This is a genomic window from Streptomyces sp. NPDC097129 (assembly GCF_055668065.1).
This window is the reverse complement of sequence record NZ_JBVOQE010000010.1, coordinates 194386-220299: the sequence shown is the minus strand read 5'-3', so window position 1 is coordinate 220299 and position 25914 is coordinate 194386. Positions and strand designations below refer to the sequence as shown.

Sequence of the window (25914 nt, the reverse complement as noted above, 5' to 3'; positions counted from 1 at the left end):
GCCTCCGCAGGGCCCGCCCGGCGCCCGGTCAGCCCGCTGCCGGGACCTGCGTGCGCAACAACACGGGCAGACGGGTCGTACGCGGCTTGGGCAGGACCTCGGCGACCGCTCTCGGGAGCGCCTGCTCCACCCCGTGCACCACGGACAGATGGCGCTCGCCCCGGCCGAACGCCGTGTAGACCCACGGCCGGCTCAGTGCCTGCGCCGCGTCGCCCGGCAGCACCACGACCGCCGCCGGCCACCGGCTGCCCACCGCCTGGTGCGCGGTCAGCGCCCAGCCGTGCCGCACACTGTGCTCCACCCGCTCACGCGGTACGACGACGGGGACGCCCGCGCACGTCAGGTGCAGCCCGTCGGCGTCGGCCCCCGTCACCTGCCCCGGCACCGTGCGCCCCGGCGCGGGGGAGTAGGCGATCCGGTCGCCCGGGTCGAAGCCGCCGAACCGGCCGGGACCGGGGTTCAGGCGCTCCTTGAGCGCGGCGTTCAGCGCCCGGGTGCCGACCGCGCCGCCGTGGCCCGGGGTGATCACGACCGTCTGCTCCGGGGGCACGCCGAGGGCGCGCGGCACCGAGTCCGCGACCAGTTGCACGGTGCGGTGCACGGCCTCGCCCGCGTCCCGCACCGGCACGATCACGACCTCCTTGCCGGGCGCCTCGACCTGGTTCAGCTCGCCCACGCCGATCCCGGACACCAGCTCGCCGATCGGCCCGGGGTCGGGCGTGCGGGCGGCGATCTGCGGGCACACCCGGGCGGCCAGCAGATCGGCGAACACCCGCCCGGGCCCGACCGACCACAGCACCGCCGGATCGCCGCTCAGCACCAGCCGCGCCCCGTCCGGCAGCGACTCCACCAGCATCGCCGCGCTCTCCACGTCCAGCTGGGGAGCGTCCAGCACCACCAGCAGATCCAGGTCGAGCGCCCCGTCGGTGTCCCGGCCGGGACCCTCGGCGCCGGAGAGCAGCCCGGCGACCGTGACGACGCCGGCACCGGCCCCAGCCTGCGAGGCGTCGTCGCTCGGGAGCAGCGCGGCGAAGCGGCGCCGGCCGTCCGGCGTGTGGCAGGCGGCGACGGTGCGCAGGCCCAGGGTGCGGGCCGCGGCGACGAGGGCCGCCGGTTCCGCGCGGGCCGCCTCCCCGCCGGTGTGCAGCACCAGGGTGTGCGCGGCGACGGCGCGGATCAGCTCCGCGGCGCTGCCGGACGCCGACGCGGCGGCCGGCGCCCAGTCGGTGCCGTCCTCCTTGGCCGGGGAGTTGGCGACGCGGGCGAGACCGTCGGCGAGGCTCTCCTCCGCGAGCGCGTACCGCTCCAGGCCGATCAGCACGCGCACCGGCCGCTCGGCCTCCTCCTCGTAACCGTCCTCCCCGGCAGCGGCGGGCGGCTGCTCGTCGAGGGCGTCCTGGAAGGCCAGCGCCTCACCCTCGGCGAGGGCGTCCTGCACGGCGGCGTCCGGGTCGGGCACCTGGTGCTGCCCCAGCGCGGCGGTGAGCGCGGCCAGCTCCAGCGCGGTGTGCCCGGCGACGGCCGCCTGTTCCAGCAGCCAGCCGGTCAGCGCGCGGCCCCGCCGCTCGTCGTCCGGACCGCAGTCCGGGCCGAGCAGGGCCCGGGCGAAGCCGTCGGCCTGCTCGGGGCGCACCCCGGTGACCCGCAGCAGCTGCCAGGGGTCCTCGCGCAGCACCTCGGCCGCGCCCTCGCCGAGCGCCGCCGCGGTGTGCGCAGCCAGCGTCTCGGGGGCTCCGCCCTCGGCCAGTACGCGTGCCACGGCGGCGGTCGTCTCGGCGGAAGCCGGCGCGGGGGCCGCGGGCGTGGGCTGCGCCGGCGCCGACTGGGGCCGCCGTGCCGGCTCGGGGGCCGGGCGGCGGGGGGCGGCCGGTTCGGCGAACGCCGTCCGCGCGGGCTTCTCGCCGCTCTCCACGGCCCGGACGGCGGCGAGCAGGTCGGCGGCCGTGCCGCTGAGCTTCGTGCCGCTCTCGATCGGCCGCTGCTTCTCGGCCTTGCGCCGCTCGATCCGCTCCCGCTCGATGCGCTGCGCCAGCAGCTCGGCCTCCGCCTCGGACAACTTGCCGGCGGCCCCGTCGGCGCCGTCCGTGCCCTCACCGGCGCCGTCCGTGCCCTCACCGGCTGCTCCCTCGGCGCCGTCCGCGCCCTCGGCCCCGGTCTCCGTGCCGCCCTCGCCGTCCGCCCCCTCGGCAGTCTCCTCGCCGCTCCCGGCGTCCCGGGCCGGCTCCTCCTGCGGAGTGCCGGGCTCCGCCCCGGTGTCCGGCGTCCCCGGCTCGGCGTCCTCCGTGGTCTCCGGCTCCGTGCTCACAGCGTGCTCCAGTCGTGATCGGGATAGCGGTGCACGGGCGCCGACACATCGTCCAGCGCCCGGCAGATCTCGTCAGGAAGACTAAGCGCCTCCACTGACAACGTGGCCGTGAGCTGCTGCGCCGTGCGCGCGCCGACGATCGGCGCGGTCACGCCGGGCCGGTCGCGCACCCACGCGAGGGCCACCTGGAGCGGGGTCACGGCGAGCCCGTCCGCGGCCGTCGCCACCGCGTCCACGATCCGGCTCGCGGTGTCGTCGAGATACGGCGCGACGAACGGCGCCAGATGCTCCACGGCGCCGCGGGAGCCCGGCGGCAGCGCGTCGCCCCGGTACTTGCCGGTGAGCACCCCCCGGCCCAGCGGCGAGGACGGCAGCAGCCCGATCCCCAGGTCCAGCGCGGCCGGCAGCACCTCCCGCTCCACCCCGCGCTGCAGCAGCGAGTACTCCATCTGCGTGCCCGCCAGCCGCGACCGCGTGCCCGGCGCCGCCAGCTGCCAGGTGCCCGCCTTGGCGAGCTGCCAGCCGCTGACGTTGGACACCGCCGCATAGCGCGCCCGCCCGCTGGCCACCGCGATGTCGAGGGCCTGGAGGGATTCCTCCAGCGGCGTGTGCGGGTCGTAGGCGTGCAGGTGCCACAGGTCGACGTAGTCCGTGCCGAGCCGGGCCAGCGAGGCGTCCAGCGCGGCCAGCAGGTGCCCGCGTGAGCCGTCGAACCGGCGGTACGGGTCGGGCACACCGCCCGCCTTCGTGGAGATGACCAGGTCCCGGCGCGCGACCAGCCCGTCTATGAGCCGCCCGAGCAGATACTCGGCCTCCCCGTCGCCGTACACGTCCGCGGTGTCGACGAGGGTGCCGCCCGCCTCCCAGAACGTCTTCAGCAGGTCCGCGGCGTCGTGCTCACCGGTGTCCCGGCCCCAGGTCAGGGTGCCGAGCCCGATGCGGGACACGCGCAGGCCGGTGCGGCCGAGATGCCTCTGCTCCATGGACGCCGAGATTACTGGCCAGGGATGCGCCGTGGGTTGCCTGTGGACAACGTGATCCACGGCTTTCCACAGGGGGGCGCGCGGCGCGCGGACGCGACGCTCGCCACACCGCCCTGCCCGTGCCGCGGACCCCGCGCTAAGGTCGGCGCACACGGGACATTACTGATCGGTAAGGGGAGCGGGCATGCAGCTCGGGATCAACCTCGGCTACTGGGGCGCGGGGATGGACGCGGACAACCTCGCCGTCGCCCAGGAGGCCGACCGGCTCGGCTACGCGGTCTGCTGGGCCGCGGAGGCCTACGGCTCGGACGCGGCGACCGTGCTCAGCTGGGTCGCCGCCCAGACCGAACGCATCGACGTCGGCTCGGCCATCTTCCAGATCCCGGCCCGCCAGCCGGCGATGACCGCCATGACCGCGGCGACCCTGGACTCCCTGTCCGGCGGCCGCTTCCGGCTCGGCCTCGGCGTCTCCGGCCCGCAGGTCTCCGAGGGCTGGTACGGCGTCAAGTTCGACAAGCCGCTGGCCCGCACCCGCGAGTACGTCGAGATCGTGCGCCGGGCGATGAGCCGCGAGCGCCTGTCCTTCGACGGCGAGCACTGGACGCTGCCGCTGCCCGGCGGCCCCGGCAAGCCGATCAAGCTGACCGTGCACCCCGAGCGCGAGCACATCCCGCTGTACATCGCCGCGATCGGCCCGAAGAACCTGGAGCAGACCGGCGAGATCGCCGACGGCGCCCTGCTGATCTTCCCCTCCGCCGACCACCTGGAGGACACCGCGATCCGGTATCTGCGCGCCGGACGCGAGAAGGCCGGCAAGACCATGGACGGCTTCGACGTCGCGCCCACCCTGCCGCTTCACCCCGGCGACGACAAGGACGTGGCCCGCCTCGCCGACGCCTTCCGGCCCTACACCGCGCTGTACGTCGGCGGCATGGGCAGCGCCAAGCAGAACTTCTACAACCAGCTGGCCCGGCGCATGGGCTACGAGGAGGCCGCCGCCGAGGTGCAGGAGAAGTACCTCTCCGGCGACAAGCAGGGCGCCGCCGCCGCCGTACCGCACGACCTGATCGACGCGACCACGCTGCTCGGTTCCGTGGACCGGATCGCCGACCGGATGAAGGCGTACGCGGCGGCCGGCGTCACCACCCTGAACCTCAACCCGGCCGGCTTCACCCTGGACGAACGGGTCACCGCGCTGCGCGTCGGTGTCGAGGCCCTGGAGCGCGCCGGCCTGGCGTAGGCCCGAAGAAGTCTCCACGGCCGTGGTGGGGGCTCGGGGGTCTTCCCCGCCACGGCCGTCACCCGGAACAACGCGCCCGGCGCCCCCGGGTTACGGCCCCTTCGCCGCGCCCGGCGGTCCCCCGTCCGGCGGAGCGGCCGGACACCCGTGTTGCGGCACCTTTCCCGCCGGACTTGACTCGGTCTTTGCGGGAGTCCTGCGAGGAAGGTGCCTCAGATGCTTTCGGCGAAGAGTCTGTTCCAGGAGATCCTCGACAACGACGAGTCCTTCGCGCTGTTCTGCTCCATCGCCGCCGGCGGGGAGGCGCAGGGTGGCTGGGAGAACGGACGTATCGCCGCGCTCGTGCCGGAGAGCGAACGCGCCATGGCCCACAAGATCACCCGGCACGGGGCCGACGAGGACAAGCACGGCCGCATCTTCACCGCCCTGATGAAGAAGCGCGGTCTGCGCCCCGTCCCGGTGCCGTACGAGACGGACTACACGATGCTCCTGGAGCGGCGCGGGATCGGCCTGTCGCACGACAAGCTCAAGGCCGGCCGGCCGCTCACGGAGCAGGACATCGTCGTCTACCTCGCGCACAGCCGCGTCACCGAGCAGCGCGCCGCCGAGCAGATGGTCATGCTCCGCACGCACTTCGCCGACCACCCGGACATCGGCAAGGCCGTCCGGATGATCTCCGCCGACGAGGACAACCACCTGGCGTACGCGCACGAGGAACTGCTGCGCCTCGCCGCCGCCGGACACGGCCGGCTCATCCAGCGCACCCTGCGCGCGTGCGCCCTCGCCGAGATCCGCGTCTACCGCGACGTCAGCCTCGCCGTCATGGCGCACATGGGCCGCATCCTCGGCTGGTCCCGGGCGAGGTCGGCGCTGCTCGCGGCCGGCATCCACGCGGTGTACGCCTGGGAGCGGTTCGCGGGCTGGCACCGGATGGTGTCCCTGCGCATGCCCGAACGCCGCGACGCGCTCGGCGGCGCCCCCCTCACCGCCCCCGAGTTCGCCTGACCCCGCCTCCCGCGCACCCGCTCACCGCCGACGCGTCACATCCAGCCCCGCCGCTTGAACAGCTGGTACAGCAGCAGCTCCAGGGCGACCATCACGACGATCACCGCCGGGTACGACCACAGCCAGTGCAGCTCGGGCATGTGGTCGAAGTTCATGCCGTAGATCCCCGCGATCATCGTGGGCACCGCGGCCATGGCCGCCCACGCGGAGATCTTCCGCATGTCGTCGTTCTGCCGGACGCTCATCTGCGCCAGATGCGCCGAGAGGATGTCCGTCACCAGCCGGTCCAGGCCCTCCACGGACTCGTTCACGCGCGTGAGATGGTCGCTGACGTCCCGGAAGAACGGCCGCGCCTTGTCGTCCACGAACGGCACGGCCACGCCGGACGCGCCCGTGCCCGCCAGCCTGCTCAGCGGCATCGCCAGCGGCCCCGTCGCCCGCCGGAACTCCAGCACCTGCCGCTTGAAGGTGTAGATCCGCGAGGCCGTGTGCCGGGTGCCGCCGCCGGCCGGCGAGAACACCTCCGCCTCCAGCTCCTCCAGGTCGGTCTGCAGCTCCGTCGCCACGTCCAGATAGTGGTCCACGACGGCGTCGGCGATCGCGTACACCACCGACGTCGGCCCCTTGCCGAGCAGCTCCGGCTCGTGCTCCAGCCGCCGGCGCACCGCTCCCAGCGGTGAACCCTCGCCGTGCCGCACGGTCACCACGAAGCCGTCGCCGAGGAAGACCATGACCTCGCCGGCCGAGACGGCGTCGCTCTCCGGCTCGTACACCACCGGCTTGAGCACCAGGAACAGTGAGTCGTCGTACACCTCCAGCTTGGGCCGCTGGTGGGCCTTCAGAGCGTCCTCCACCGCCAGCGGATGGAGCCCGAACTCCTGGGTGACCCGGTCGAACTCCGGCTCGGAGGGCTCGTACAGCCCCACCCACACGAACCCGCCCGCGGCCCGTGCCTCCTCCAGCGCGCCGGAGAAGTCCCCCGGCCCCTCGGTCCGCCTGCCCTCGCTGTAGATGGCGCAATCGACGATCACGGAGCGCATTCTCCTTCCTGCGGGCCGCCGGCGCAGCCCTGCGTACGCCTACCCTGGGGCGCATGCCCACGTTGATCCTCGTAAGGCACGGACGCTCCACCGCCAACAGCGAGGGGCTCCTCGCCGGCTGGACCCCCGGCGTCGCCCTCGACGAGCGCGGCGCCGCGCAGGCCGAGGCGCTGCCCGCCCGGCTCGCCGCGCTGCCGCTCGCCGAGATCGTCACCAGCCCGCTGCAGCGCTGCCAGGAAACCGTCGCGCCGCTGCTGGCGGCCCGCCCCGGTCTGACGCCGCACACCGACGAACGCATCGGGGAGTGCCACTACGGCGACTGGTCGGGCCGCAAACTCGCCGAGCTGAGCGACGAGCCGCTGATGGAGGTCGTCCAGGCCCACCCCTCCGCGGCCGCCTTCCCCGGCGGGGAGTCCATGCGGGCCATGCAGACCCGTGCCGCCGAGGCGGTGCGCGAGTGGAACGCGCGCGTGGAGCGCGACCACGGCGCCGACGCGGTGTACCTGATGTGCTCCCACGGCGACATCATCAAATCGCTCGTGGCCGACGCACTCGGCCTGCATCTCGACCTCTTCCAGCGGATCTCCGTCGAACCGTGCTCCGTCACCGCGATCCGCTACACCCGGCTGCGGCCCTTCCTCGTGCGCCTCGGCGACACCGGCGACTTCGCCTCCCTGGCGCCGCGCGAGCAGCCGCAGGACGGCGACGCCGCCGTGGGGGGTGGTGCGGGCGCACCGTGATCGTCGGCCGCAGTAGGGTGAAGCGGTCGCAGTAGCGCCGCGATTGCCCACCACGATTCTTGGAGCTGGACGTGTCCCGTCAGGTGTTCCTCTACGACCAACCGGACCGCTTCGTGGCCGGTACGGTCGGACTGCCCGGGCGGCGTACCTTCTTTCTGCAGGCCACCGCAGGCGCCCGGGTGACCAGCGTGGCCCTGGAGAAGACCCAGGTCGCCGCGCTCGCCGAACGCATGGACGAGCTCCTCGACGAGGTGGTGCGCCGCAGCGGCGGCAACGCCGCCGTCCCGGCCGTCGCACCCACGGAGATCGCCGACAGCGCCCCGCTGGAGACTCCCGTCGAGGAGGAGTTCCGGGTCGGCACCATGGCTCTCGCCTGGGACGGCGAGGACCAGCGCATGATCGTCGAGGCGCAGGCCCTGGTGGAGCTCGACGCGGAGTCCGAGGAGGACCTCGCCGAGGCCGAGGAACGCCTTCTGCAGGACGAGGAGAACGGGCCCCCGATGCTGCGGGTCCGGCTCACCGGCGCCCAGGCCAGAGCCTTCGCCAAGCGCGCCCTCGACGTCGTCAACGCCGGCCGGCCGCCCTGCCCGCTGTGCAGCCTGCCGCTCGACCCGGAGGGACACGTATGTCCGCGCCAGAACGGATACCGCCGCGGAGCGTGAGCGCGGCGCGGCTCCTCGCCGAGGGGGAGCTGACCGTCCGCGGACGCATCCGCGAGGCCTCCAACGCGGCTCTGTACTGCACGGTGGCCCTCGACGGCCAGGAGGCCGCCTGCATCTACAAGCCGATCGCCGGTGAGCGTCCCCTGTGGGACTTCCCCGACGGCGACCTCGCCCGCCGTGAGGTCGCCGCGTACGAGGTGTCCGAGGCGACCGGCTGGCAGCTGATCCCGCCGACCGTGCTGCGTGAGGGACCCTACGGCGAGGGCATGTGCCAGCTGTGGATCGACGTCGAGCCCGAGGGCGCCGAACTGCTCGCCCTCGTGGACGGCGAGGAGCCGGAGCCCGGCTGGAAGGCCATCGGCTTCGCCGAGGTCGGCGAGGGCCGCACCGCCCTGCTCGTGCACGCCGACGACGCCCGGCTGCGGCGGCTCGCCGTCCTGGACGCCGTGATCAACAACGCCGACCGCAAGGGCGGCCACCTGCTGCCCGCCGCCGGGGGCCGGTTGTACGGCATCGACCACGGCGTCACGTTCCACGTCGAGAACAAGCTGCGCACCCTGCTGTGGGGGTGGGCGGGGGAGCCGCTGACCGAGGAGGCCGTCGAGGCCCTGACCCGGCTGCGCGCGGAACTGAAGGAGGGCGCGCCCCTCGCCGAGCGGCTCGCCGCTCTGGTCACCCCTGCCGAGACCGACGCCACACGCGCGCGTGTCGAGGCGCTGCTCGCCTCCGGGAGACACCCCGAACCGAGCGGAGAGTGGCCGGCGATTCCATGGCCACCGGTGTGACCCGCCCCGACTGCACATCTGCCGGGAAGACACAAGAGCGCCTTCCCGGCCATCCGGCCCGCTCCGGTTCGTAAGGGGGACCCCGGTCCGGTTAGGCTCATGACATGCATGCCTGGCCCGCTTCCGAAGTCCCCGCGCTGCCCGGTCAGGGCCGCGACCTGAGGATCCACGACACCGCGACCGGCCAGCTGGTCACCCTCCAGCCCGGTCCCGTCGCCCGTATCTACGTCTGCGGCATCACCCCGTACGACGCCACCCACCTGGGGCACGCGGCGACCTACAACGCGTTCGACCTCGTACAGCGCGTGTGGCTCGACACCAAGCGGCAGGTTCACTACGTCCAGAACGTCACCGACGTCGACGATCCGCTGCTGGAACGCGCGGAGCGGGACGGCGTCGACTGGGTCGCCCTCGCCGAGAAGGAGACGGCCCTCTTCCGTGAGGACATGACGGCCCTGCGGATGCTGCCGCCCCAGCAGTACATCGGGGCCGTCGAGGCGATACCCGGCATCGTCCCGCTCGTGGAGCGGCTGCGCGACCTCGGCGCGGCCTACGAGCTGGACGGTGACATCTACTTCTCCGTCGAGTCCGACCCCCACTTCGGCAAGGTCTCCAACCTCGACGCCGCCGCCATGCGGATGCTGTCCGCCGAGCGCGGCGGCGACCCGGACCGGCCGGGCAAGAAGAACCCGCTCGACCCGATGCTGTGGATGGCCGCCCGCGAGGGCGAGCCCAGCTGGGACGGCGCCTCCCTCGGCCGGGGACGCCCCGGCTGGCACATCGAGTGCGTCGCCATCGCCCTGGACCACCTCGGCATGGGCTTCGACGTCCAGGGCGGCGGAAGCGACCTCGCCTTCCCGCACCACGAGATGGGCGCCTCGCACGCCCAGGTGCTCACCGGCGAGTTCCCCATGGCCCAGGCGTACGTCCACGCCGGCATGGTCGCCCTGAACGGCGAGAAGATGTCGAAGTCCAAGGGCAACCTGGTCTTCGTCTCCCGGCTGCGCCGCGACGGCGTCGACCCCGCCGCCATCCGTCTGTCGCTGCTCGCCCACCACTACCGCGCCGACTGGGAGTGGACCGACCAGGTCCTCGCCGACGCCGTCGCCCGCCTCGGCCGGTGGCGCGCGGCCGTCTCCCGGCCCGACGGCCCGTCCGCCGACGCGCTCGTCGAGGAGATCCGCGACGCCCTCGCGCACGACCTCGACGCCCCGGCCGCGCTGGCCGCCGTCGACCGCTGGGTCGCGCTCCAGCAGGAGCAGGGCGGCACGGACATCGGCGCACCCGGCGTCGTCTCCCGCGCGGTGGACGCGCTGCTGGGCGTGGCTCTGTAAGGGCTGCCGGCAAAGGTGAAGGGCGGTGCGCCCGGCGCACCGCCCTCTCCCGTACTCCGCTCAGTCCTCCGAGTCGTCCTCGTCGTCCTTGGCAGGGCCGGACGCAGGGGGCTTGGGCGGACGGGCGCCGTCCCGGCGCCGCAGATACCGCTCGAACTCCCGCGCGATCGCCTCGCCCGAGGCCTCCGGCAGCTCGGCCGTGTCCCGGGCCTCCTCCAGCGTCTGGACGTATTCGGCCACCTCGCTGTCCTCGGCGGCCAGCTGGTCCACGCCCACCTGCCAGGCGCGCGCGTCCTCGGGCAGCTCGCCCAGCGGGATGCGCACGTCGATCAGGTCCTCCAGGCGGTTCAGCAGCGCCAGCGTGGCCTTCGGGTTGGGCGGCTGCGACACGTAGTGCGGTACGGCCGCCCACAGCGACACCGCCGGCACGCCCGCGTGCGTGCACGCCTCCTGCAGGACGCCGACGATGCCGGTGGGACCCTCGTACTTGGTCTCCTCCAGATCCATCCGGCGTGCCAGGTCCGCGTCGGACGTCGTCCCGCTGATCGGGACCGGACGCGTGTGCGGGGTGTCGCCGAGCAGGGCGCCCAGGATCACCACGAGCTCCACGCCCAGCTCGTGCGCGAAGCCCAGCAGCTCGTTGCAGAACGAGCGCCAGCGCATGGACGGTTCGATGCCGCGCACCAGGACCAGGTCGCGCGGCTTGTCGCCGCCGACCCGGACCACGGACAACCTCGTCGTCGGCCACGTGATCTTGCGGACGCCGCCGTCCATGAACACCGTGGGGCGGTTCACCTGGAAGTCGTAGTAGTCCTCGGCGTCCAGCGCCGCGAACACCTCGCCCTTCCACTCCTTCTCCAGATGCGCGACCGCGGTGGAGGCGGCGTCGCCGGCATCGTTCCAGCCCTCGAACGCGGCCACCATGACCGGGTCGATCAGCTCGGGAACCCCCTCGAGCTCGATCACCCAGCGCCTCCTTCCGACGTGCCCTCGCTTGACCACCCAACCTTACGGCGTGCGGCGGGGGCGCCCGCAGCCCCCTTGCACGGGGGAGTGAACGGAACACTGCCCCGATCGCCACCCCGGAACACCCGGGCCGGCCGGGCACGGGAAGAGGGCGGCTCCAGTGCGGGGAGCCGCCCCCTTCGTGCCGTAGGACCGTCCGGCCGTCAGTTCCTTCGCCGGTCCTACTTCTCGTCGAGCAGGTCCTGGACCTTGCCCCGCACCTCGTCCGTGGCCAGACCGCGGATCGTCAGCGTGGTGCGACGGCGCAGCACGTCGTCCGCCGTCTCGGCCCACTCGTGGTCGCGGGCGTAGACGACCTGCGCCCAGATCTCCGGGGCGTCGGGGTGGACCCGCTCGCCCAGCTCCGGGTGCTCGTTGGCCAGGCGGGCGATGTCGAACGCCAGCGAGCCGTAGTGCGTCGCCAGGTGCCGGGCGGTGTCCGCGGCCATGCGCGGGCCCGGCGCCGGGCGGTCGATCAGCAGCCGGTGCGCGATCGCGCGGGGGTTGGCGACACCGGGCAGCGGCAGCTTCTTCGGCAGCGAGGCGATCGGCTCGAAGTCGTCGCCGAGCGGGTGGCCCGGAAGCGCCTCCAGCTTCTTCATCACCGTGCGGCCGATGTGACGGAAGGTGGTCCACTTGCCGCCCGCGACCGACAGCATGCCGCCCTTGCCCTCGGTCACGACCGTCTCGCGCTTGGCCTTGGCGGTGTCACCGGGGCCGCCCGGCAGCACCCGCAGACCCGCGAAGGAGTACGTGATCAGGTCCCGGTCGAGCTGCTGGTCCCGGATCGAGAAGGCGGCCTCGTCGAGGATCTGGGCTATGTCCTTGTCGTTGACCGCGACGTCCGCCGGGTCGCCCTCGTACTCCTCGTCGGTGGTGCCGAGCAGCAGCATGTCCTCCCAGGGGAGGGCGAAGGTGATGCGGTACTTGTCGATCGGGGTGGCCAGCGCGGCCTTCCACGGCGAGGTGCGCTTGAGGACCAGGTGCGCGCCCTTGGACAGACGGATGGACGGCGCCGCGTTCGGGTCCTCCATCCGGCGCAGGTGGTCCACCCACGGGCCGGTCGCGTTCAGCACCAGGCGTGCGTTCACGCCGAACTCGTCGCCGGAGGTCCGGTCCTTGAGGTCGGCGCCGGTCACCCGGCCCTGGGTGAAGCGCAGACCGGTCACCTCGGCGTGGTTCAGGACGACCGCGCCCGCGTCGACGGCCGCGCGGACCGTCATCAGCGCCATGCGCGCGTCGTTCATCTGGTCGTCGCCGTACACGGCAACGGCCTTGAGGTTCTCGGTGCGCAGCTCGGGCACGTCCTGCGCCGCCTTGGCCGGGGAGAGCAGGTGGCCGACCCCGTCACCGAACGCGGAGAGCGCGGAGTAGGCGAAGACGCCCGCGCCGAGCTTCGCCGCGCCGTGCGGGCCGCCCTTGTACACGGGGAGGTAGAACGTGAGCGGGTTCGCCAGGTGGGGCGCCACCTGACGGGAGACCGCACGGCGCTCGAAATGGTTCTCCGCCACCAGCTTCACCGCACCGGTCTGCAGGTAGCGCAGGCCGCCGTGCAGCAGCTTGGAGGAGGCGGAGGAGGTGGCGCCGGCGAAGTCGCCGGCGTCGACCAGAGCCACCCTGAGGCCGGACTGCGCGGCGTGCCAGGCGGTCGAGATGCCGAGGATGCCGCCGCCGATGACGAGCAGGTCGTACGACGCCTTGGAGAGCTGCTCCCGGGTCTCGGCTCGGCTCGGGTTCGAGCCGGAGGCCGGGTGCGTGCCCAGGGCAGGTACGGAACTCAGGGTGGACTGCGTGGTCATAGCGGGTCTTACTCCTCGTCCTCGAGCCAGCCCATGGTCCGCTCGACGGCCTTGAGCCAGTTCTTGTACTCACGGTCGCGGGTCTCCGCGTCCATGCGGGGGGTCCACTCGGCGGCCCGGCGCCAGTTGGCGCGCAGGTCGTCGGTGCTGTTCCAGAAGCCGACGGCGAGACCGGCGGCGTAGGCGGCGCCGAGGCAGGTGGTCTCGGCGACCATGGGGCGCACGACGGGGGCGTCCAGCACGTCGGCAAGCGTCTGCATCAGCAGGTTGTTGGCGGTCATGCCGCCGTCGACCTTCAGGGTCACCAGCTCGACGCCGGAGTCCTTCACCATGGCGTCGGCGATCTCCCGGGTCTGCCAGGCGGTGGCCTCCAGGACGGCACGCGCCAGGTGCGCCTTGGTGACGTACCGGGTCAGGCCGGCGATCACACCGCGGGCGTCGGAGCGCCAGTGCGGGGCGAACAGGCCGGAGAACGCCGGCACGAAGTACGCGCCGCCGTTGTCCTCGACCGACAGCGCCAGCGTCTCGATCTCCGCCGCGGTGGAGATCAGGCCCATCTGGTCGCGCATCCACTGCACCAGCGAGCCGGTGACGGCGATCGAGCCCTCCAGGGCGTACACCGTCTCCTGGTCGCCGATCTTGTAGCCGACGGTGGTCAGCAGACCGGCGTAGGAGTTGATGATCTTGTCGCCGGTGTTCATCACCATGAAGGTGCCGGTGCCGTACGTCGACTTGGTCTCGCCCTCGGAGAAACAGGTCTGGCCGAACAGGGCCGCCTGCTGGTCGCCGAGCGCGGAGGCGACGGGGATGCCGCCGAGCAGGTCGCCCAGCTTGCCGCCCTTGATCTCGCCGTAGATCTCGGCGGAGGAGCGGATCTCGGGCAGGATCTGCTTCGGCACGCCGATCGACTCGCAGATCTTGTCGTCCCACTCCGTGTTGTGGAGGTTCATCAGCATGGTGCGGGAGGCGTTGGTGACGTCGGTGACGTGCTTGCCGCCGCCCACACCACCGGTCAGGTTCCAGATGACCCAGGTGTCCATGGTGCCGAAGAGGATGTCCCCGGCCTCGGCGCGCTCCTTGAGGCCCTCGACGTTGTCGAGCAGCCAGCGGGCCTTGGGGCCGGCGAAGTAGGAGGCGAGCGGCAGACCGGTCTCGCGGCGGAAGCGGTCCTGGCCGACGTTGCGGCCCAGCTCCCGGCACAGGGCGTCGGTGCGGGTGTCCTGCCAGACGATGGCGTTGTGGACGGGCTCACCGGTGTTCTTGTCCCACAGCACGGTGGTCTCGCGCTGGTTGGTGATGCCGATGGCCTTGATGTCGTCGCGGGTGATGCCGGCCTTGGCGACCGCGCCGGCGACGACCTCCTGGACGTTGGTCCAGATCTCGGTGGCGTTGTGCTCGACCCAGCCCGGCTTGGGGAAGATCTGCTCGTGCTCCTTCTGGTCGACGGAGACGATCCGGCCGTCCCGGTCGAAGACGATGCAGCGGCTGGAGGTGGTGCCCTGGTCGATGGCGGCGATGAACGGGCCGTGCCCGTGGGAAGCGATGCCGGCGGTGTGCGCGTCGGTCACTGTGTTCTCCTGGAGGATCCGTCGTTGGGGGGCTGATGGATACGGCGCGTGCGGTGCTCGGTGGTCCGTGGGGACGTGTCGCTGTTTCTCACGGACATCCTGAGCTGGCTCCTACACGAATGCGACGTTGTAGAGGCCTGCGGCTATCGCGCCGCCGATCAGCGGACCGACCACCGGGATCCACGCGTAGCTCCAGTCCGAGCCGCCCTTGTTGGGCAGCGGCAGCAGGGCGTGCACGATGCGCGGGCCGAGGTCACGGGCCGGGTTGATGGCGTAGCCGGTGGGACCGCCGAGGGACAGACCGATCGAGACGACCACCAGAGCGGTGATCAGACCGCCCAGGACGCCCAGGCCGTTGCCCTTGTCGTTGAGGCCCTGGGTGAGGACCGCGAGGATCAGCACGATGGTGCCGATGATCTCCGTCAGGAGGTTCTGCACGGTGTTCCGGATCTCCGGGCCGGTGGAGAAGACGCCCAGGACCGGGCCGGCGCCCTTCTCCTGCGCCTCGACGGCCTTGGCCGCGGTGGCCTGCGCGCCGGGGCCGCCGACGATCTCCTTGTCGGTCAGGTGCGCCTGGAACTGGCCGTAGTAGGCCGCCCACACCAGGGCCGCGCCGATCATCGCGCCGAGCAGCTGGCCGGCGAAGTAGACCGGGACGTTCGTCCAGTCGCTGTCCTTGATGGCCAGGGCGACGGTCACGGCCGGGTTGAGGTGGGCTCCGGAGAGCGGGCCGGAGATGTACACCGCCGTCATCACGGCGAAGCCCCAGCCGAAGGCGATGGCGAGCCAGCCTGCGTTGCGGGCCTTGGATGCCTTCAGGGTCACGGCGGCGCAGACGCCGCCGCCGAGGAGGATGAGTATGGCGGTACCTATGGTCTCGCCGATGAAGATGTCGGAGCTGGACACCCGCGACTCCTTTGTCCTTCGTCCAGGGGGGAAGCCGGACTCCCGGGTCCCTCCGGGGGTGCGGCGCCCTCGGGGTGAGAGCGAATCCGGCCCTTGGCGTTGTCACACTCTAGCGCGTATTGCCGGTAGGTGTTCGACAATGCCGACCGATGGACGGGAGTCTTGCTTTGGCCTCAGCTACCCGTCAAGAGGTCTGTAATCGAAAGCACGATCGTTATTGATCGCTTCGGGTCAGCGGGCCGGGCGGATGCGCACCCGCTCCGGTCCGGGCGCCGGCGCAGGTCACGAGTGCGGGGCAGGTGGACGGACACGGCACAGGTGCGGGGCATGCGGACGGACACAACACAGGGCCGGAGCGCCTGTACGGCGTTCCGGCCCTGTGTCACGCCCTTGTGGGTCCCGCGTCGGTCAGAACCGCCCGGCGCCCAGGTCCCGCGACACCGCGCGGGCGCAGTCCCGCACCGCCGCGATCAGCTCGGGCCGCAACTCCCCGTCCCGGCGCACCCGCTCCACGGCGCCGGTGATGCCGACCGCGCCCACGGGCATGCGGCGCCGGTCGTGGATGGGTGCGGCGATGGACGCGACGCCCTCCCAGGTCTCCTCCACGTCGGCCGCGTAGCCACGCGCGCGTGTGACGTCGAGGAGGTGCTCGAAGCTGTCCGGGTCGCACACCGTGCGGTCCGTGAACGCCTTGCGGTCCGACTCCAGCGCCTCGCTGTGCGCCACCGGGTCGTAGGCGGAGAGCACCTTGCCCAGGGCGGTGGAGTGCAGCGGCTGCATGGCCCCGATCTCCAGCACTTGCCGGCTGTCGTCGGGCCGGAAGACGTGGTGCACGATCAGCACGCCCTGCTGGTGCAGCACGCCCAGGTAGACGCTCTCCCCGCTGGAGCGGGCCAGGTCGTCGGTCCACACCAGGGCGCGCGCCCGCAGCTCGTGCACGTCGAGATAGGTGGTGCCCAGGCGCAGCAGTTCCGCGCCGAGCTGGTAGCGCCCGGAGGCCTCGTCCTGCTCGACGAAACCCTCCTGCTGGAGGGTGCGCAGGATGCCGTGGGCGGTGCCCTTGGCGAGGCCGAGCGAGGAGGCGATGTCCGACAGGCCCAGGCGCCGCTCGCCGCCCCCGAGCAGCCGCAGCATCGCGGCCGCCCGCTCGAGCGACTGGATGTTCCGTGCCATCGCCGTCCTGCCTCCGTCCCCATCGACCGCTCACGCCCGGTGCTGCCACCGTCGTTCGGCAATGTCGAACACTACCGGTCCATGCCGACCTCCCGCCAATGGTCGGACGGTACTTGTTACGCCATGCGCGGCGTGTCGGCCACACGGGGGTACCTCCGGGGCGCCTCCAGCCGGCCGCGTCCGGCGCCGCTCACCGCGTCCACCCCGCCGGCCGGGACACAGGTCCCCGCGTACGTCCCGTGCGCCTCACCCGTCATCCCCGGGCGCGACGCCCGTCCGCCCCAGCCCCTCACCCGAACGCCCCGCCGCCCGCACCCACCTGCGCAGCCTCTCGCGGTGGGGCGCCTGCGCTCCCACCCGTCCGCCTCGTGGACGCTCTGCCCATCCTCGGAGAGTCCCGGTTACGCTGGCGCCGTGCGCCTCGCCTGAAAACCGCCGCGGAGCCGCATAGCCGACAGCCGTCGCATCCAAGGGAGCCCCTTCATGGCCTCGTCGCCGCTGACCCCTTCCGCCGACAGCCGGACCCGTGTGTCCGCGCTCCGAGAGGCGCTCGCCACCCGTGTGGTGGTCGCCGACGGGGCGATGGGCACCATGCTCCAGGCGCAGGACCCGACCCTGGAGGACTTCGAGCAGCTCGAGGGCTGCAACGAGATCCTGAACGTCACCCGCCCGGACATCGTCCGCTCGGTCCACGAGGAGTATTTCGCGGCCGGCGTCGACTGCGTGGAGACGAACACCTTCGGCGCCAACCACACGGCCGCCGCCGAGTACGAGATCGCCGACCGCGTCTTCGAGCTGTCCGAGGCCGGTGCGCGCATCGCCCGTGAGGTGGCCGACGAGTACGCCGGCCGTGACGGCCGCACCCGCTGGGTGCTCGGCTCGGTCGGCCCGGGCACCAAGCTGCCGACGCTCGGCCACGTCGGGTACACCACGATCCGCGACGGCTACCAGGCCAACGCCGAGGGCCTGCTCGCCGGCGGCGCCGACGCCCTGATCGTGGAGACCACGCAGGACCTGCTGCAGACCAAGGCCTCCGTCGTCGCCGCCCGCCGCGCCATCGAGGCCTTCGGCGTCGACGTACCGCTGCTCGTGTCGATGGCCTTCGAGACGACCGGCACCATGCTGCTGGGCTCCGAGATCGGCGCCGCGCTGACCGCGCTGGAGCCGCTCGGCATCGACATGATCGGCCTGAACTGCTCCACCGGCCCCGCCGAGATGAGCGAGCACCTGCGCTACCTCACGCGCCACTCCCGCATCCCGCTGCTGTGCATGCCGAACGCCGGTCTGCCGATCCTCACCAAGGACGGCGCCCACTTCCCGCTCGGTCCCGAGGGCCTGGCCGACGCCCAGGAGAACTTCGTCCGCGACTACGGGCTGTCCCTGGTGGGCGGCTGCTGCGGGACGACGCCGGAGCATCTGCGGCAGGTCGTGGAGCGGGTGCGGGGCCTGGTCCCCGCCGAGCGCGACCCGCGCCCGGAGCCGGGAGCGGCCTCGCTGTACCAGACCGTGCCCTTCCGCCAGGACACCTCCTACCTCGCCATCGGTGAGCGCACGAACGCCAACGGGTCGAAGAAGTTCCGCGAGGCGATGCTGGAGGGCCGCTGGGACGACTGTGTGGAGATGGCCCGCGAGCAGATCCGCGAGGGCGCCCACATGCTGGACCTGTGCGTGGACTACGTCGGCCGGGACGGCGCGGCGGACATGCGGGAGCTGGCGGGTCGTTTCGCGACCGCGTCGACGCTGCCGATCGTGCTGGACTCCACCGAGGTGCCGGTGCTGCGGGCCGGGCTGGAAAAGCTCGGCGGCCGCGCGGTGATCAACTCGGTGAACTACGAGGACGGGGCCGGACCGGAGTCCCGCTTCGCGAAGGTCACGCAGCTCGCCAAGGAGCACGGCGCCGCGCTGATCGCGCTGACCATCGACGAGGTGGGTCAGGCGCGCACGGCGGAGAAGAAGGTGGAGATCGCCGAGCGGCTGATCGCCGACCTGACGGGGAACTGGGGCATCCGGGAGGAGGACATCCTCGTCGACTGCCTCACCTTCACGATCTGCACCGGGCAGGAGGAGTCCCGGGGGGACGGCGTCGCCACCATCGAGGGCATCCGCGAGCTCAAGCGCCGCCACCCCAACGTGCAGACCACCCTCGGCCTGTCGAACATCTCCTTCGGTCTGAATCCGGCCGCCCGGATCCTGCTGAACTCGGTGTTCCTCGACGAGTGTGTGAAGGCGGGCCTGGACTCGGCGATCGTGCACGCGTCGAAGATCCTGCCGATCGCCCGGTTCGACGAGGAGCAGGTGCGCACCGCGCTGGATCTGATCTACGACCGGCGCGCGGAGGGCTATGACCCGCTGCAGAAGCTCATGCAGTTGTTCGAGGGTGCGACGGCGAAGTCGCTGAAGGCGTCCAAGGCGCAGGAGCTGGCCGCGCTGCCGCTCGAGGAGCGCCTCAAGCGGCGGATCATCGACGGTGAGCGCAACGGGCTGGAGGCCGACCTCGATGAGGCGCTGGCAGCGCGGTCGGCGCTGGACATCGTCAACGAGACGCTGCTGGACGGCATGAAGGTCGTCGGTGAGCTGTTCGGTTCGGGGCAGATGCAGCTGCCGTTCGTGCTGCAGTCGGCGGAAGTGATGAAGACGGCCGTCGCCCATCTCGAGCCGCACATGGAGAAGACGGACGAGGCGGGCAAGGGCACGATCGTGCTGGCCACGGTGCGCGGCGACGTGCACGACATCGGCAAGAACCTGGTCGACATCATCCTGACCAACAACGGCTACAACGTGGTCAACCTGGGCATCAAGCAGCCCGTGTCGGCGATCCTGGAGGCCGCCGAGGAACACCGCGCGGATGTGATCGGCATGTCCGGGCTGCTGGTGAAGTCCACGGTGATCATGAAGGAGAACCTGGAGGAGCTCAACGCGCGTGAGCTGGCCGGGAAGTACCCGGTCATCCTCGGTGGCGCCGCGCTGACCCGCGCGTATGTCGAGCAGGACCTGCACGAGATCTACCAGGGCGAGGTCCGCTACGCCCGGGACGCCTTCGAGGGGCTGCGCCTGATGGACGCCCTGATCGGCGTCAAGCGCGGCGTGCCCGGCGCGAAGCTGCCGGAACTGAAGCAGCGCCGGGTCAGGGCGGCGGCGGTCGAGGTCGAGGAGCGCCCGCAGGAGGGGCATGTCCGCTCCGACGTCGCCACCGACAACCCGGTGCCCACCCCGCCGTTCTGGGGCACCCGCGTGATCAAGGGCATCCAGCTCAAGGAGTACGCCTCCTGGCTCGACGAGGGCGCCCTGTTCAAGGGCCAGTGGGGGCTGAAGCAGGCCCGCACCGGCGAGGGCCCCACGTACGAGGAGCTGGTCGAGACCGAGGGCCGGCCCCGGCTGCGCGGCCTGCTGGAGCGGCTGCAGACGGAGAACCTGCTGGAGGCGGCCGTCGTCTACGGCTACTTCCCGTGCGTGTCCAAGGACGACGACCTGATCATCCTGGACGAGCAGGGCAACGAGCGCACCCGCTTCACCTTCCCGCGCCAGCGCCGCGGCCGCCGGCTGTGCCTCGCGGACTTCTTCCGCCCGGAGGAGTCGGGGGAGACCGACGTGGTCGGCTTCCAGGTCGTCACCGTCGGCTCGCGCATCGGCGAGGAGACCGCCCGCCTGTTCGAGGCCAACGCCTACCGCGACTACCTGGAACTGCACGGCCTGTCCGTCCAGCTCGCCGAGGCCCTCGCCGAGTACTGGCACGCGCGCGTGCGCTCCGAGCTCGGTTTCGCCGGGGAGGACCCGGCCGAGATCGAGGGCATGTTCGAGCTGAAGTACCGCGGTGCCCGCTTCTCCCTCGGCTACGGCGCCTGCCCCGACCTGGAGGACCGCGCCAAGATCGCGGACATGCTCCAGCCGGAGCGCATCGGCGTGCACCTGTCCGAGGAGTTCCAGCTGCACCCCGAGCAGTCCACGGACGCCATCGTGATCCACCACCCGGAGGCCAAGTACTTCAACGCTCGGTGACCCCGTTCCACGGCCCGTGACGGTCATCTCGGGCACGTCGATCGAAAGCGTCGTACACTGGTCGGTCCACCGCAGGCCGGTTCCCGTCGGGAACCGGCCTGATCGTCCCCAAGGAGGTACGCCGGATGACGACGACGGTCCCCGCGCTCGATACCGGTACTGCCGAAGGTTCCGCCCTGCAGGCCGTGCTCCTGGACATGGACGGCACCCTGGTGGACACGGAGGGCTTCTGGTGGGACGTCGAGGTCGAGGTGTTCGCCGCCCTCGGCCACGCCCTCGACGACTCCTGGCGCCATGTCGTGGTCGGCGGTCCCATGACCCGCAGCGCGGGGTTCCTGATCGAGGCGACGGGCGCCGACATCCCCCTCGCCGAGCTGACCGTCCTGCTCAACGAGGGCTTCGAGGCCCGTATCGGCGACGCCCTGCCGGTCATGCCCGGCGCGGCCCGGCTGCTGGCGGAGCTGCACGAGCAGAGAGTGCCCACGGCGCTGGTCTCCGCCTCCCACCGGCGCATCATCGACCGCGTACTGACCACGCTCGGCGCCCACCACTTCTCGCTGAGCATCGCCGGCGACGAGGTGTCCCGCACCAAGCCCCACCCCGACCCCTACCTGCTCGCGGCGGCCGGCCTGGGCGTCGATCCGGCGCGCTGCGCCGTCGTGGAGGACACCGCGACCGGTGTCGCGGCGGCCGAGGCCGCGGGCTGTCACGTCGTCGCGGTGCCCTCGGTGGCGCCCATCAGCCCGGCCGCGCGGCGCACCGTCGTGACCACGCTGGAAGAAGTCGACCTCGCCTTTCTGCGCGGCCTGATGACCCAGGTGCGATAACCGTTCACCCAACGTGTCCCGCTCATTGACGGGCCATTTCCCACAAGAGACACCGGGGCGTGCGCCGGCCGAATGCACGGCGCGCGACCGGGTCGCATCACACGCCCCTCACACCCCGCCCGCGTGTGACGTTCCCCACGCCCGGCCGGGTGCAAAAGGGGCAGGCCCCGGGTGACCCACCCTCAACGGCGGCCGCGGGGCGCACCCTTGTGTCCCGATTGATGAAACCCTGCACGAATCCTTCCGCTGTCGCCTTTTCGTTGCGTCCCCGCCCGGTTTCGCAGCGTGATGGGGCATCGACTCCACTGCCCGCGAACCGCCCCACGGACGCGGACTAATCTCATCGCGAGAACATCGCCCCCTTATCCCCGTGCTCCGCTGCGCCACCCCTGCATGCCGGATACACGGAGTCAGACGCTCTGGAGAAACTCGAGCATGAACCGCAAGACTCTGGTGCTGCCGGCCATGGCCGGCCTGCTCGCCCCCGTACTCGCCGCGTGTGGCGGTACCAACGCGGGCAGCGGCGGCGGGAAGGCCATCGTCGTCGGCACCACGGACCGGTTCACCGCCACGAAGGACGTCCCGGCGCCGCTCGACCCGGCCTACGCCTACGACGTCGGCAGCTGGAACATCCTGCGCCAGACCGTGCAGACCCTCATGACCCTGCCGAAGGGCGGCGGCCAGCCGGTGCCCGAGGCGGCCCAGAGCTGCGGCTTCACCGACAGCGGCAACGAGCGCTACGCCTGCAAGCTGCGCGACGGACTGACGTTCGCCAACGGGGACGCCGTCACCGCCAACGCCGTGAAGTACTCCATCGACCGGGCCCGCGCCATCCAGGCCGACTCCGGCGTCGCCGCCCTGCTGTCCACCATCGACACCGTCGAGACACAGGGCGACAAGGAGGTCGTCTTCCACCTCAAGACCTCCGACGCCACCTTCCCGTACAAGCTGTCCACCCCGGTCGCGGGCATCATCGACCCCACCGACTACCCCAAGGACAAGCTGCGCGAAGGGTTCACGGTCGACGGCTCCGGGCCCTACACCCTCAAGGCCGAGACCAGCGGCGACTCCATGGTCAAGGCCGTCTTCACCAAGAACCCCGACTACAAGGGGTCCTTGACCGTGAACAACGACAAGGTGGAACTGGACTCCTTCGACAGCGCCGACGCCATGGGCACGGCGCTCGAGAAGGGCGACATCGACCTGATGACCCGCACCATGTCGCCCGACCAGGTGCGCAAGCTGCAGGGCGGCTCCGGCAAGAACATCGACCTGCTGGACATGCCCGGCCTGGAGATCCGCTACCTGGCCTTCAACACCAACGCGCCGTCCGTCAAGGACAAGGCGGTGCGCCAGGCCGTCGCCCAGGTCGTCGACCGCAGCGCCCTGGTCTCCCAGGTGTACGGCACCCAGGCCGAGGCCCTGTACTCGCTGGTCCCGGCGACCGTCACCGGCCACTCCAACTCGTTCTTCAACAAGTACGGCGAGCCCAGCACCTCCAAGGCCAAGTCGCTGCTGGAGAGGGCCGGCATCTCCACCCCGGTCAAGCTGACCCTGCACTACACCACCGACCACTACGGCGCGGTCACCAAGCGGGAGTTCGAGGTGCTCCAGCAGCAGCTCAACGCCAGCGGGCTGTTCGACGTCCAGATCCAGGGCACCCCCTGGGACGCCTTCGTCCCCGCCGAACGCAAGGGCGCCTACGATGTGTGGGGCATGGGCTGGTTCCCGGACTTCCCGGACGCCGACAACTACCTCGCGCCGTTCCTCGACAAGGACAACTTCCTCAAGTCGCCGTACCGCAACAGCGAGATCATCAACCAGCTGATCCCGCAGTCCCGGCGCGAGGCCGACCGCCTCGCCGCCGCGCGGAGCCTGACGGACATCCAGGACATCGTGGCCGACGACGTGCCCGTCCTGCCCCTGTGGCAGGGTAAGCAGTACGTCGCCGCCCGCGACGACATCACGGGCACCGCCTACGCGTTGAACAACACCTCGACCCTGCAGCTGTGGGAGCTCGGCCGCGGTGTGAGCGGCTGACGCACCCTGTGCCCGGGGCCCGTCGACGGTCCCCGGGTTGTCGGAGAACCGAAGACAAGGCACACGTACGTGAACATGCGCAACCAGTGGCCGGTCCTGCCCCTCGTGGCCGGGCTGGCCTCCGGCCTGTTGACCGGATGCGGAACGGAGAACGGCGATTCCGGGGGCACCGGGTCCGCCGTGGTGATGGGGATGTCCGACGACGTCCTGGCCACGGACCCCGCCTCGGGCTACGACCCCGGTTCCTGGCTGTTGTTCAACAACGTCTTCCAGTCGCTGCTCAGCTTCCCGGAGGGAGCGACCGAGCCGCAGCCGGAGGCGGCCAAGCAGTGCGGCTTCACCGACAGCCAGGCCCAGGTCTACCGGTGCACCCTCAAGGACGGCCTGAAGTTCAGCAACGGTGACACGCTCACCTCGAAGGACGTGAAGTTCTCCTTCGACCGCATGCTGAAGATCAACGACCCCGCCGGCCCGGCGATCATGTTCCCGTCGCTCGCCTCCGTGGAGACGCCGGACGACAAGACGGTCGTCTTCCAGCTCAAGACCTCCGACGCGACCTTCCCCAGCAAGATCGCCTCCGGCGCCGGCTCCATCGTCGACCACCGCCAGTACGACGCGAGCGGCCTGCGCAAGGATGGCAAGGCCGTCGGCTCGGGCCCCTACAAGCTGGACTCCTTCAACGACGAAGAGGCCGTCTTCTCCGTCAACGGCAACTACACCGGCACCGCCAAGGTGAAGAACTCCGGCGTCACGCTGAAGTTCTTCCACGGCGACCAGGGCGCCCTCAAGCAGGCCCTCCTCGGCGGCAAGGTCGACGCCGCCTACCGAGGCCTGAGCGCCGCCGACATCGCCGACATCCAGAAGAGCGGCGGCACTTCCGGCGTCGAGGTGGTCGAGGGCAGCAGCGCCGAGGTCCAGCACCTGGTCTTCAACATGAACGACCCGGTCGCCGGAAAGAGCGGCGTACGCAAGGCCATCGCCCACCTCCTCGACCGCGACGCCCTCATCCGCGACGTCTACCAGGGCACCGCGACGCCGCTGTACTCCATCATCCCGGCCGGCATAGCCGGCCACACCACGTCCTTCTTCAACACCTACGGCGCCCGCCCCTCCAAGGCCCAGGCCAAGGAAGCCCTGCGCGCCGACGGCATCACCGGCAAGGTCAAGCTCACCCTGTGGTCCACGCCGTCCCGCTACGGCCCCGCCACCGACGCCGAGCTGAAGGCGATCGCCGGCCAGCTCAACGCCAGCGGGCTGTTCCAGGCCGACGTGAAGTCGGTGGCGTTCGACCAGTACGAGAAGGACATCGAGGCCGGCAAGTACGGCGTCTACGTCAAGGGATGGGTGCCCGACTACCCGGACGCCGACAACTTCACCGCGCCCTTCTTCGGCAAGGGCAACGTGCTGGGCAACAACTACAGCAACAAGACCATCACCGGCACGCTCATCCCGCGCACCGCGGCCCAGAGCGACCGCTCCTCCACCGGCAAGGAGTACGGCGAACTGCAGGACATCGTCGCCGACGACGTGCCGATCCTGCCCGTGTGGCAGGGCAAGCAGTACGCGGTGGTGCGCGACGGCGTCTACGGCCTCGAGTCCTGCCTCGACGCCTCGACGGTGTTCCGCTTCTGGGAGCTGCACAAGGCCTGATCGCCGCCCCCCGCACAAGGGCGCCCCTTCCCCCGTACGGCTGGGGGAAGGGGCGCCCTTGTCCCGCGTGAGAGGCGTTCTACTGCGCGCCCGGGCGCACCAGACCGCTCTCGTAGGCGTACACCGCGGCCTGCACACGGTCGCGCAGGCCCAGCTTCGTCAGCACATGACCCACATGCGTCTTGACGGTCGTCTCGCTGACGAACAGATCCGCGGCGATCTCCGCGTTCGACAGACCGCGCGCCACCAGCTTCAGCACCTCGACCTCACGGTCGGTCAGCGTGTGCAGCGTGTCCGGGACCGGCTCCTCGCCGGAGGGCAGGTGGGTGGCGTACTTGTCCAGCAGCCGCCGGGTGATGCTCGGCGCGAGCATCGCCTCACCGCCGGCCACCACGCGGATCGCCTGCACCAGCTCGTTCGCGGGCGCGTCCTTGAGCAGGAAGCCGCTCGCCCCCGCGCGCAGCGCCTCCACCACGTACTCGTCGAGGTCGAAGGTGGTCAGCACCAGCACCTTCGCCGGGCCGTTGCGCTCCGGGCCGGTGATCTGCCGGGTCGCCTCCACCCCGTCCATCCGGGGCATCCGGATGTCCATCAGCACGACGTCGGGCTGCAGCGCGCGCACCTGGTCCAGCGCCTGGAGGCCGTCGCCGGCCTCACCGACCACCGCGATGTCCTGCTCGGCCTCCAGGATCATCCGGAAGCCCGTACGCAGCAGCGGCTGGTCGTCGACCAGTAGGACACGGATGGCCACGTGAGTCTCCTTCGCTCGTCCGGGCCCATTCTGCCCTGCACCACCGCCCGGCTCGCCCCAGGGGCGGCCGGCGCCGATCACGCACGGCCGCTCCGGACCGCCCCC

Annotated in this window: 19 protein-coding genes; 10 read left to right on the top strand and 9 right to left on the bottom strand. The window is 71.6% G+C overall.

The window, feature by feature from the left end; genetic code table 11:
* Nucleotides 1-28: 28 nt before the first annotated feature.
* A complete protein-coding gene (locus AC0B9F_RS27455; protein ID WP_472007074.1) occupies nucleotides 29-2305 on the bottom strand; it encodes a helix-hairpin-helix domain-containing protein in 2277 nt (758 codons plus the stop codon).
* Nucleotides 2302-3288 carry an aldo/keto reductase gene (locus tag AC0B9F_RS27450; protein WP_472007073.1) on the bottom strand — a complete coding sequence of 329 codons (987 nt, stop codon included), beginning with the start codon at nucleotides 3286-3288 and terminating at the stop codon, nucleotides 2302-2304. The genes AC0B9F_RS27455 and AC0B9F_RS27450 overlap by 4 nt, the downstream gene beginning before the upstream one ends.
* 184 nt (nucleotides 3289-3472) lie before the next feature.
* Between AC0B9F_RS27450 and AC0B9F_RS27445 the strand changes: the two genes are divergently transcribed.
* Nucleotides 3473-4528: an LLM class F420-dependent oxidoreductase gene (locus AC0B9F_RS27445; RefSeq protein ID WP_472007071.1), complete on the top strand. Its 1056-nt coding sequence runs from the start codon at nucleotides 3473-3475 to the stop codon at nucleotides 4526-4528.
* A 216-nt stretch (nucleotides 4529-4744) separates the two neighbouring features.
* The gene (locus tag AC0B9F_RS27440; RefSeq protein WP_472007070.1) at nucleotides 4745-5533 is read left to right on the top strand and encodes a ferritin-like domain-containing protein; all 789 of its coding nucleotides are present in this window, start codon (nucleotides 4745-4747) and stop codon (nucleotides 5531-5533) included.
* 35 nt (nucleotides 5534-5568) lie between these two features.
* Here the strand turns inward: AC0B9F_RS27440 and corA are convergent, their stop codons facing one another.
* Nucleotides 5569-6564: a magnesium/cobalt transporter CorA gene (gene corA, locus AC0B9F_RS27435; protein ID WP_472007068.1), complete on the bottom strand. Its 996-nt coding sequence runs from the start codon at nucleotides 6562-6564 to the stop codon at nucleotides 5569-5571.
* Between the two features lie 62 nt (nucleotides 6565-6626).
* Between corA and AC0B9F_RS27430 the strand changes: the two genes are divergently transcribed.
* The 4 genes from AC0B9F_RS27430 to mshC all read left to right on the top strand — a co-directional run bounded on the left by AC0B9F_RS27430 (nucleotide 6627) and on the right by mshC (nucleotide 10094).
* Nucleotides 6627-7313: a histidine phosphatase family protein gene (locus tag AC0B9F_RS27430; RefSeq protein WP_472007067.1), complete on the top strand. Its 687-nt coding sequence runs from the start codon at nucleotides 6627-6629 to the stop codon at nucleotides 7311-7313.
* A gap of 71 nt (nucleotides 7314-7384) precedes the next feature.
* Entirely contained in the window at nucleotides 7385-7975 is a 591-nt protein-coding gene (locus AC0B9F_RS27425) for a DUF3090 domain-containing protein (RefSeq protein WP_472007065.1), read from the top strand.
* Nucleotides 7939-8760, top strand: a complete 822-nt coding sequence (locus tag AC0B9F_RS27420) for an SCO1664 family protein (protein WP_472007063.1) — start codon at nucleotides 7939-7941, stop codon at nucleotides 8758-8760. The genes AC0B9F_RS27425 and AC0B9F_RS27420 overlap by 37 nt, the downstream gene beginning before the upstream one ends.
* Nucleotides 8761-8864: 104 nt before the next feature.
* Nucleotides 8865-10094, top strand: a complete 1230-nt coding sequence (gene mshC / locus AC0B9F_RS27415) for a cysteine--1-D-myo-inosityl 2-amino-2-deoxy-alpha-D-glucopyranoside ligase (protein WP_472007062.1) — start codon at nucleotides 8865-8867, stop codon at nucleotides 10092-10094.
* A 60-nt stretch (nucleotides 10095-10154) separates the two neighbouring features.
* On the opposite strand, the gene AC0B9F_RS27410 is transcribed toward mshC, so the two are convergent.
* The 5 genes from AC0B9F_RS27410 to AC0B9F_RS27390 form a co-directional block, all read right to left on the bottom strand.
* Nucleotides 10155-11060 (bottom strand): PAC2 family protein, encoded by a 906-nt coding sequence (locus tag AC0B9F_RS27410; protein WP_472007061.1) that lies wholly within the window; start codon nucleotides 11058-11060, stop codon nucleotides 10155-10157.
* A 221-nt stretch (nucleotides 11061-11281) separates the two neighbouring features.
* Complete coding sequence (locus tag AC0B9F_RS27405; RefSeq protein ID WP_472007059.1) at nucleotides 11282-12898, bottom strand: glycerol-3-phosphate dehydrogenase/oxidase; 1617 nt, start codon at nucleotides 12896-12898, stop codon at nucleotides 11282-11284.
* A gap of 8 nt (nucleotides 12899-12906) precedes the next feature.
* Entirely contained in the window at nucleotides 12907-14466 is a 1560-nt protein-coding gene (glpK, locus tag AC0B9F_RS27400) for a glycerol kinase GlpK (protein WP_472007058.1), read from the bottom strand.
* A 111-nt stretch (nucleotides 14467-14577) separates the two neighbouring features.
* Nucleotides 14578-15372: an MIP/aquaporin family protein gene (locus AC0B9F_RS27395; protein ID WP_472007056.1), complete on the bottom strand. Its 795-nt coding sequence runs from the start codon at nucleotides 15370-15372 to the stop codon at nucleotides 14578-14580.
* Between the two features lie 408 nt (nucleotides 15373-15780).
* Nucleotides 15781-16545 (bottom strand): IclR family transcriptional regulator, encoded by a 765-nt coding sequence (locus AC0B9F_RS27390; protein WP_472007054.1) that lies wholly within the window; start codon nucleotides 16543-16545, stop codon nucleotides 15781-15783.
* A gap of 483 nt (nucleotides 16546-17028) precedes the next feature.
* Here AC0B9F_RS27390 and metH point away from each other — a divergent pair, with 483 nt between their 5' ends.
* From metH to AC0B9F_RS27370, 4 genes are all read left to right on the top strand, one after another.
* Entirely contained in the window at nucleotides 17029-20541 is a 3513-nt protein-coding gene (gene metH / locus AC0B9F_RS27385; RefSeq protein ID WP_472007052.1) for a methionine synthase, read from the top strand.
* Nucleotides 20542-20666: 125 nt separating this feature from the next.
* Nucleotides 20667-21368 carry an HAD family hydrolase gene (locus tag AC0B9F_RS27380; RefSeq protein ID WP_472007050.1) on the top strand — a complete coding sequence of 234 codons (702 nt, stop codon included), beginning with the start codon at nucleotides 20667-20669 and terminating at the stop codon, nucleotides 21366-21368.
* Between the two features lie 435 nt (nucleotides 21369-21803).
* Entirely contained in the window at nucleotides 21804-23408 is a 1605-nt protein-coding gene (locus AC0B9F_RS27375) for an ABC transporter substrate-binding protein (protein ID WP_472007049.1), read from the top strand.
* A 69-nt stretch (nucleotides 23409-23477) separates the two neighbouring features.
* On the top strand, nucleotides 23478-25058 hold the full coding sequence (locus tag AC0B9F_RS27370; protein WP_472007048.1) for an ABC transporter substrate-binding protein: 1581 nt from the start codon (nucleotides 23478-23480) through the stop codon (nucleotides 25056-25058).
* Between the two features lie 79 nt (nucleotides 25059-25137).
* Here AC0B9F_RS27370 and AC0B9F_RS27365 read toward each other — a convergent pair whose 3' ends face one another.
* Complete coding sequence (locus tag AC0B9F_RS27365; RefSeq protein WP_361625498.1) at nucleotides 25138-25809, bottom strand: response regulator transcription factor; 672 nt, start codon at nucleotides 25807-25809, stop codon at nucleotides 25138-25140.
* Nucleotides 25810-25914 lie beyond the last annotated feature (105 nt).

What these genes read in the sequence shown, in the direction of transcription:
- AC0B9F_RS27440 (WP_472007070.1), top strand. Translation starts at nt 4,745, where the DNA reads ATGCTTTCGGCGAAGAGTCTGTTCCAGGAGATCCTCGACAACGACGAG.
- AC0B9F_RS27445 (WP_472007071.1), top strand. Translation starts at nt 3,473, where the DNA reads ATGCAGCTCGGGATCAACCTCGGCTACTGGGGCGCGGGGATGGACGCG.
- AC0B9F_RS27420 (WP_472007063.1), top strand. Translation starts at nt 7,939, where the DNA reads ATGTCCGCGCCAGAACGGATACCGCCGCGGAGCGTGAGCGCGGCGCGG.
- metH (WP_472007052.1), top strand. Translation starts at nt 17,029, where the DNA reads ATGGCCTCGTCGCCGCTGACCCCTTCCGCCGACAGCCGGACCCGTGTG.
- AC0B9F_RS27380 (WP_472007050.1), top strand. Translation starts at nt 20,667, where the DNA reads ATGACGACGACGGTCCCCGCGCTCGATACCGGTACTGCCGAAGGTTCC.
- AC0B9F_RS27430 (WP_472007067.1), top strand. Translation starts at nt 6,627, where the DNA reads ATGCCCACGTTGATCCTCGTAAGGCACGGACGCTCCACCGCCAACAGC.
- AC0B9F_RS27375 (WP_472007049.1), top strand. Translation starts at nt 21,804, where the DNA reads ATGAACCGCAAGACTCTGGTGCTGCCGGCCATGGCCGGCCTGCTCGCC.
- AC0B9F_RS27390 (WP_472007054.1), bottom strand. Translation starts at nt 16,545, where the DNA reads ATGGCACGGAACATCCAGTCGCTCGAGCGGGCGGCCGCGATGCTGCGG.
- AC0B9F_RS27450 (WP_472007073.1), bottom strand. Translation starts at nt 3,288, where the DNA reads ATGGAGCAGAGGCATCTCGGCCGCACCGGCCTGCGCGTGTCCCGCATC.
- mshC (WP_472007062.1), top strand. Translation starts at nt 8,865, where the DNA reads ATGCATGCCTGGCCCGCTTCCGAAGTCCCCGCGCTGCCCGGTCAGGGC.
- AC0B9F_RS27405 (WP_472007059.1), bottom strand. Translation starts at nt 12,898, where the DNA reads ATGACCACGCAGTCCACCCTGAGTTCCGTACCTGCCCTGGGCACGCAC.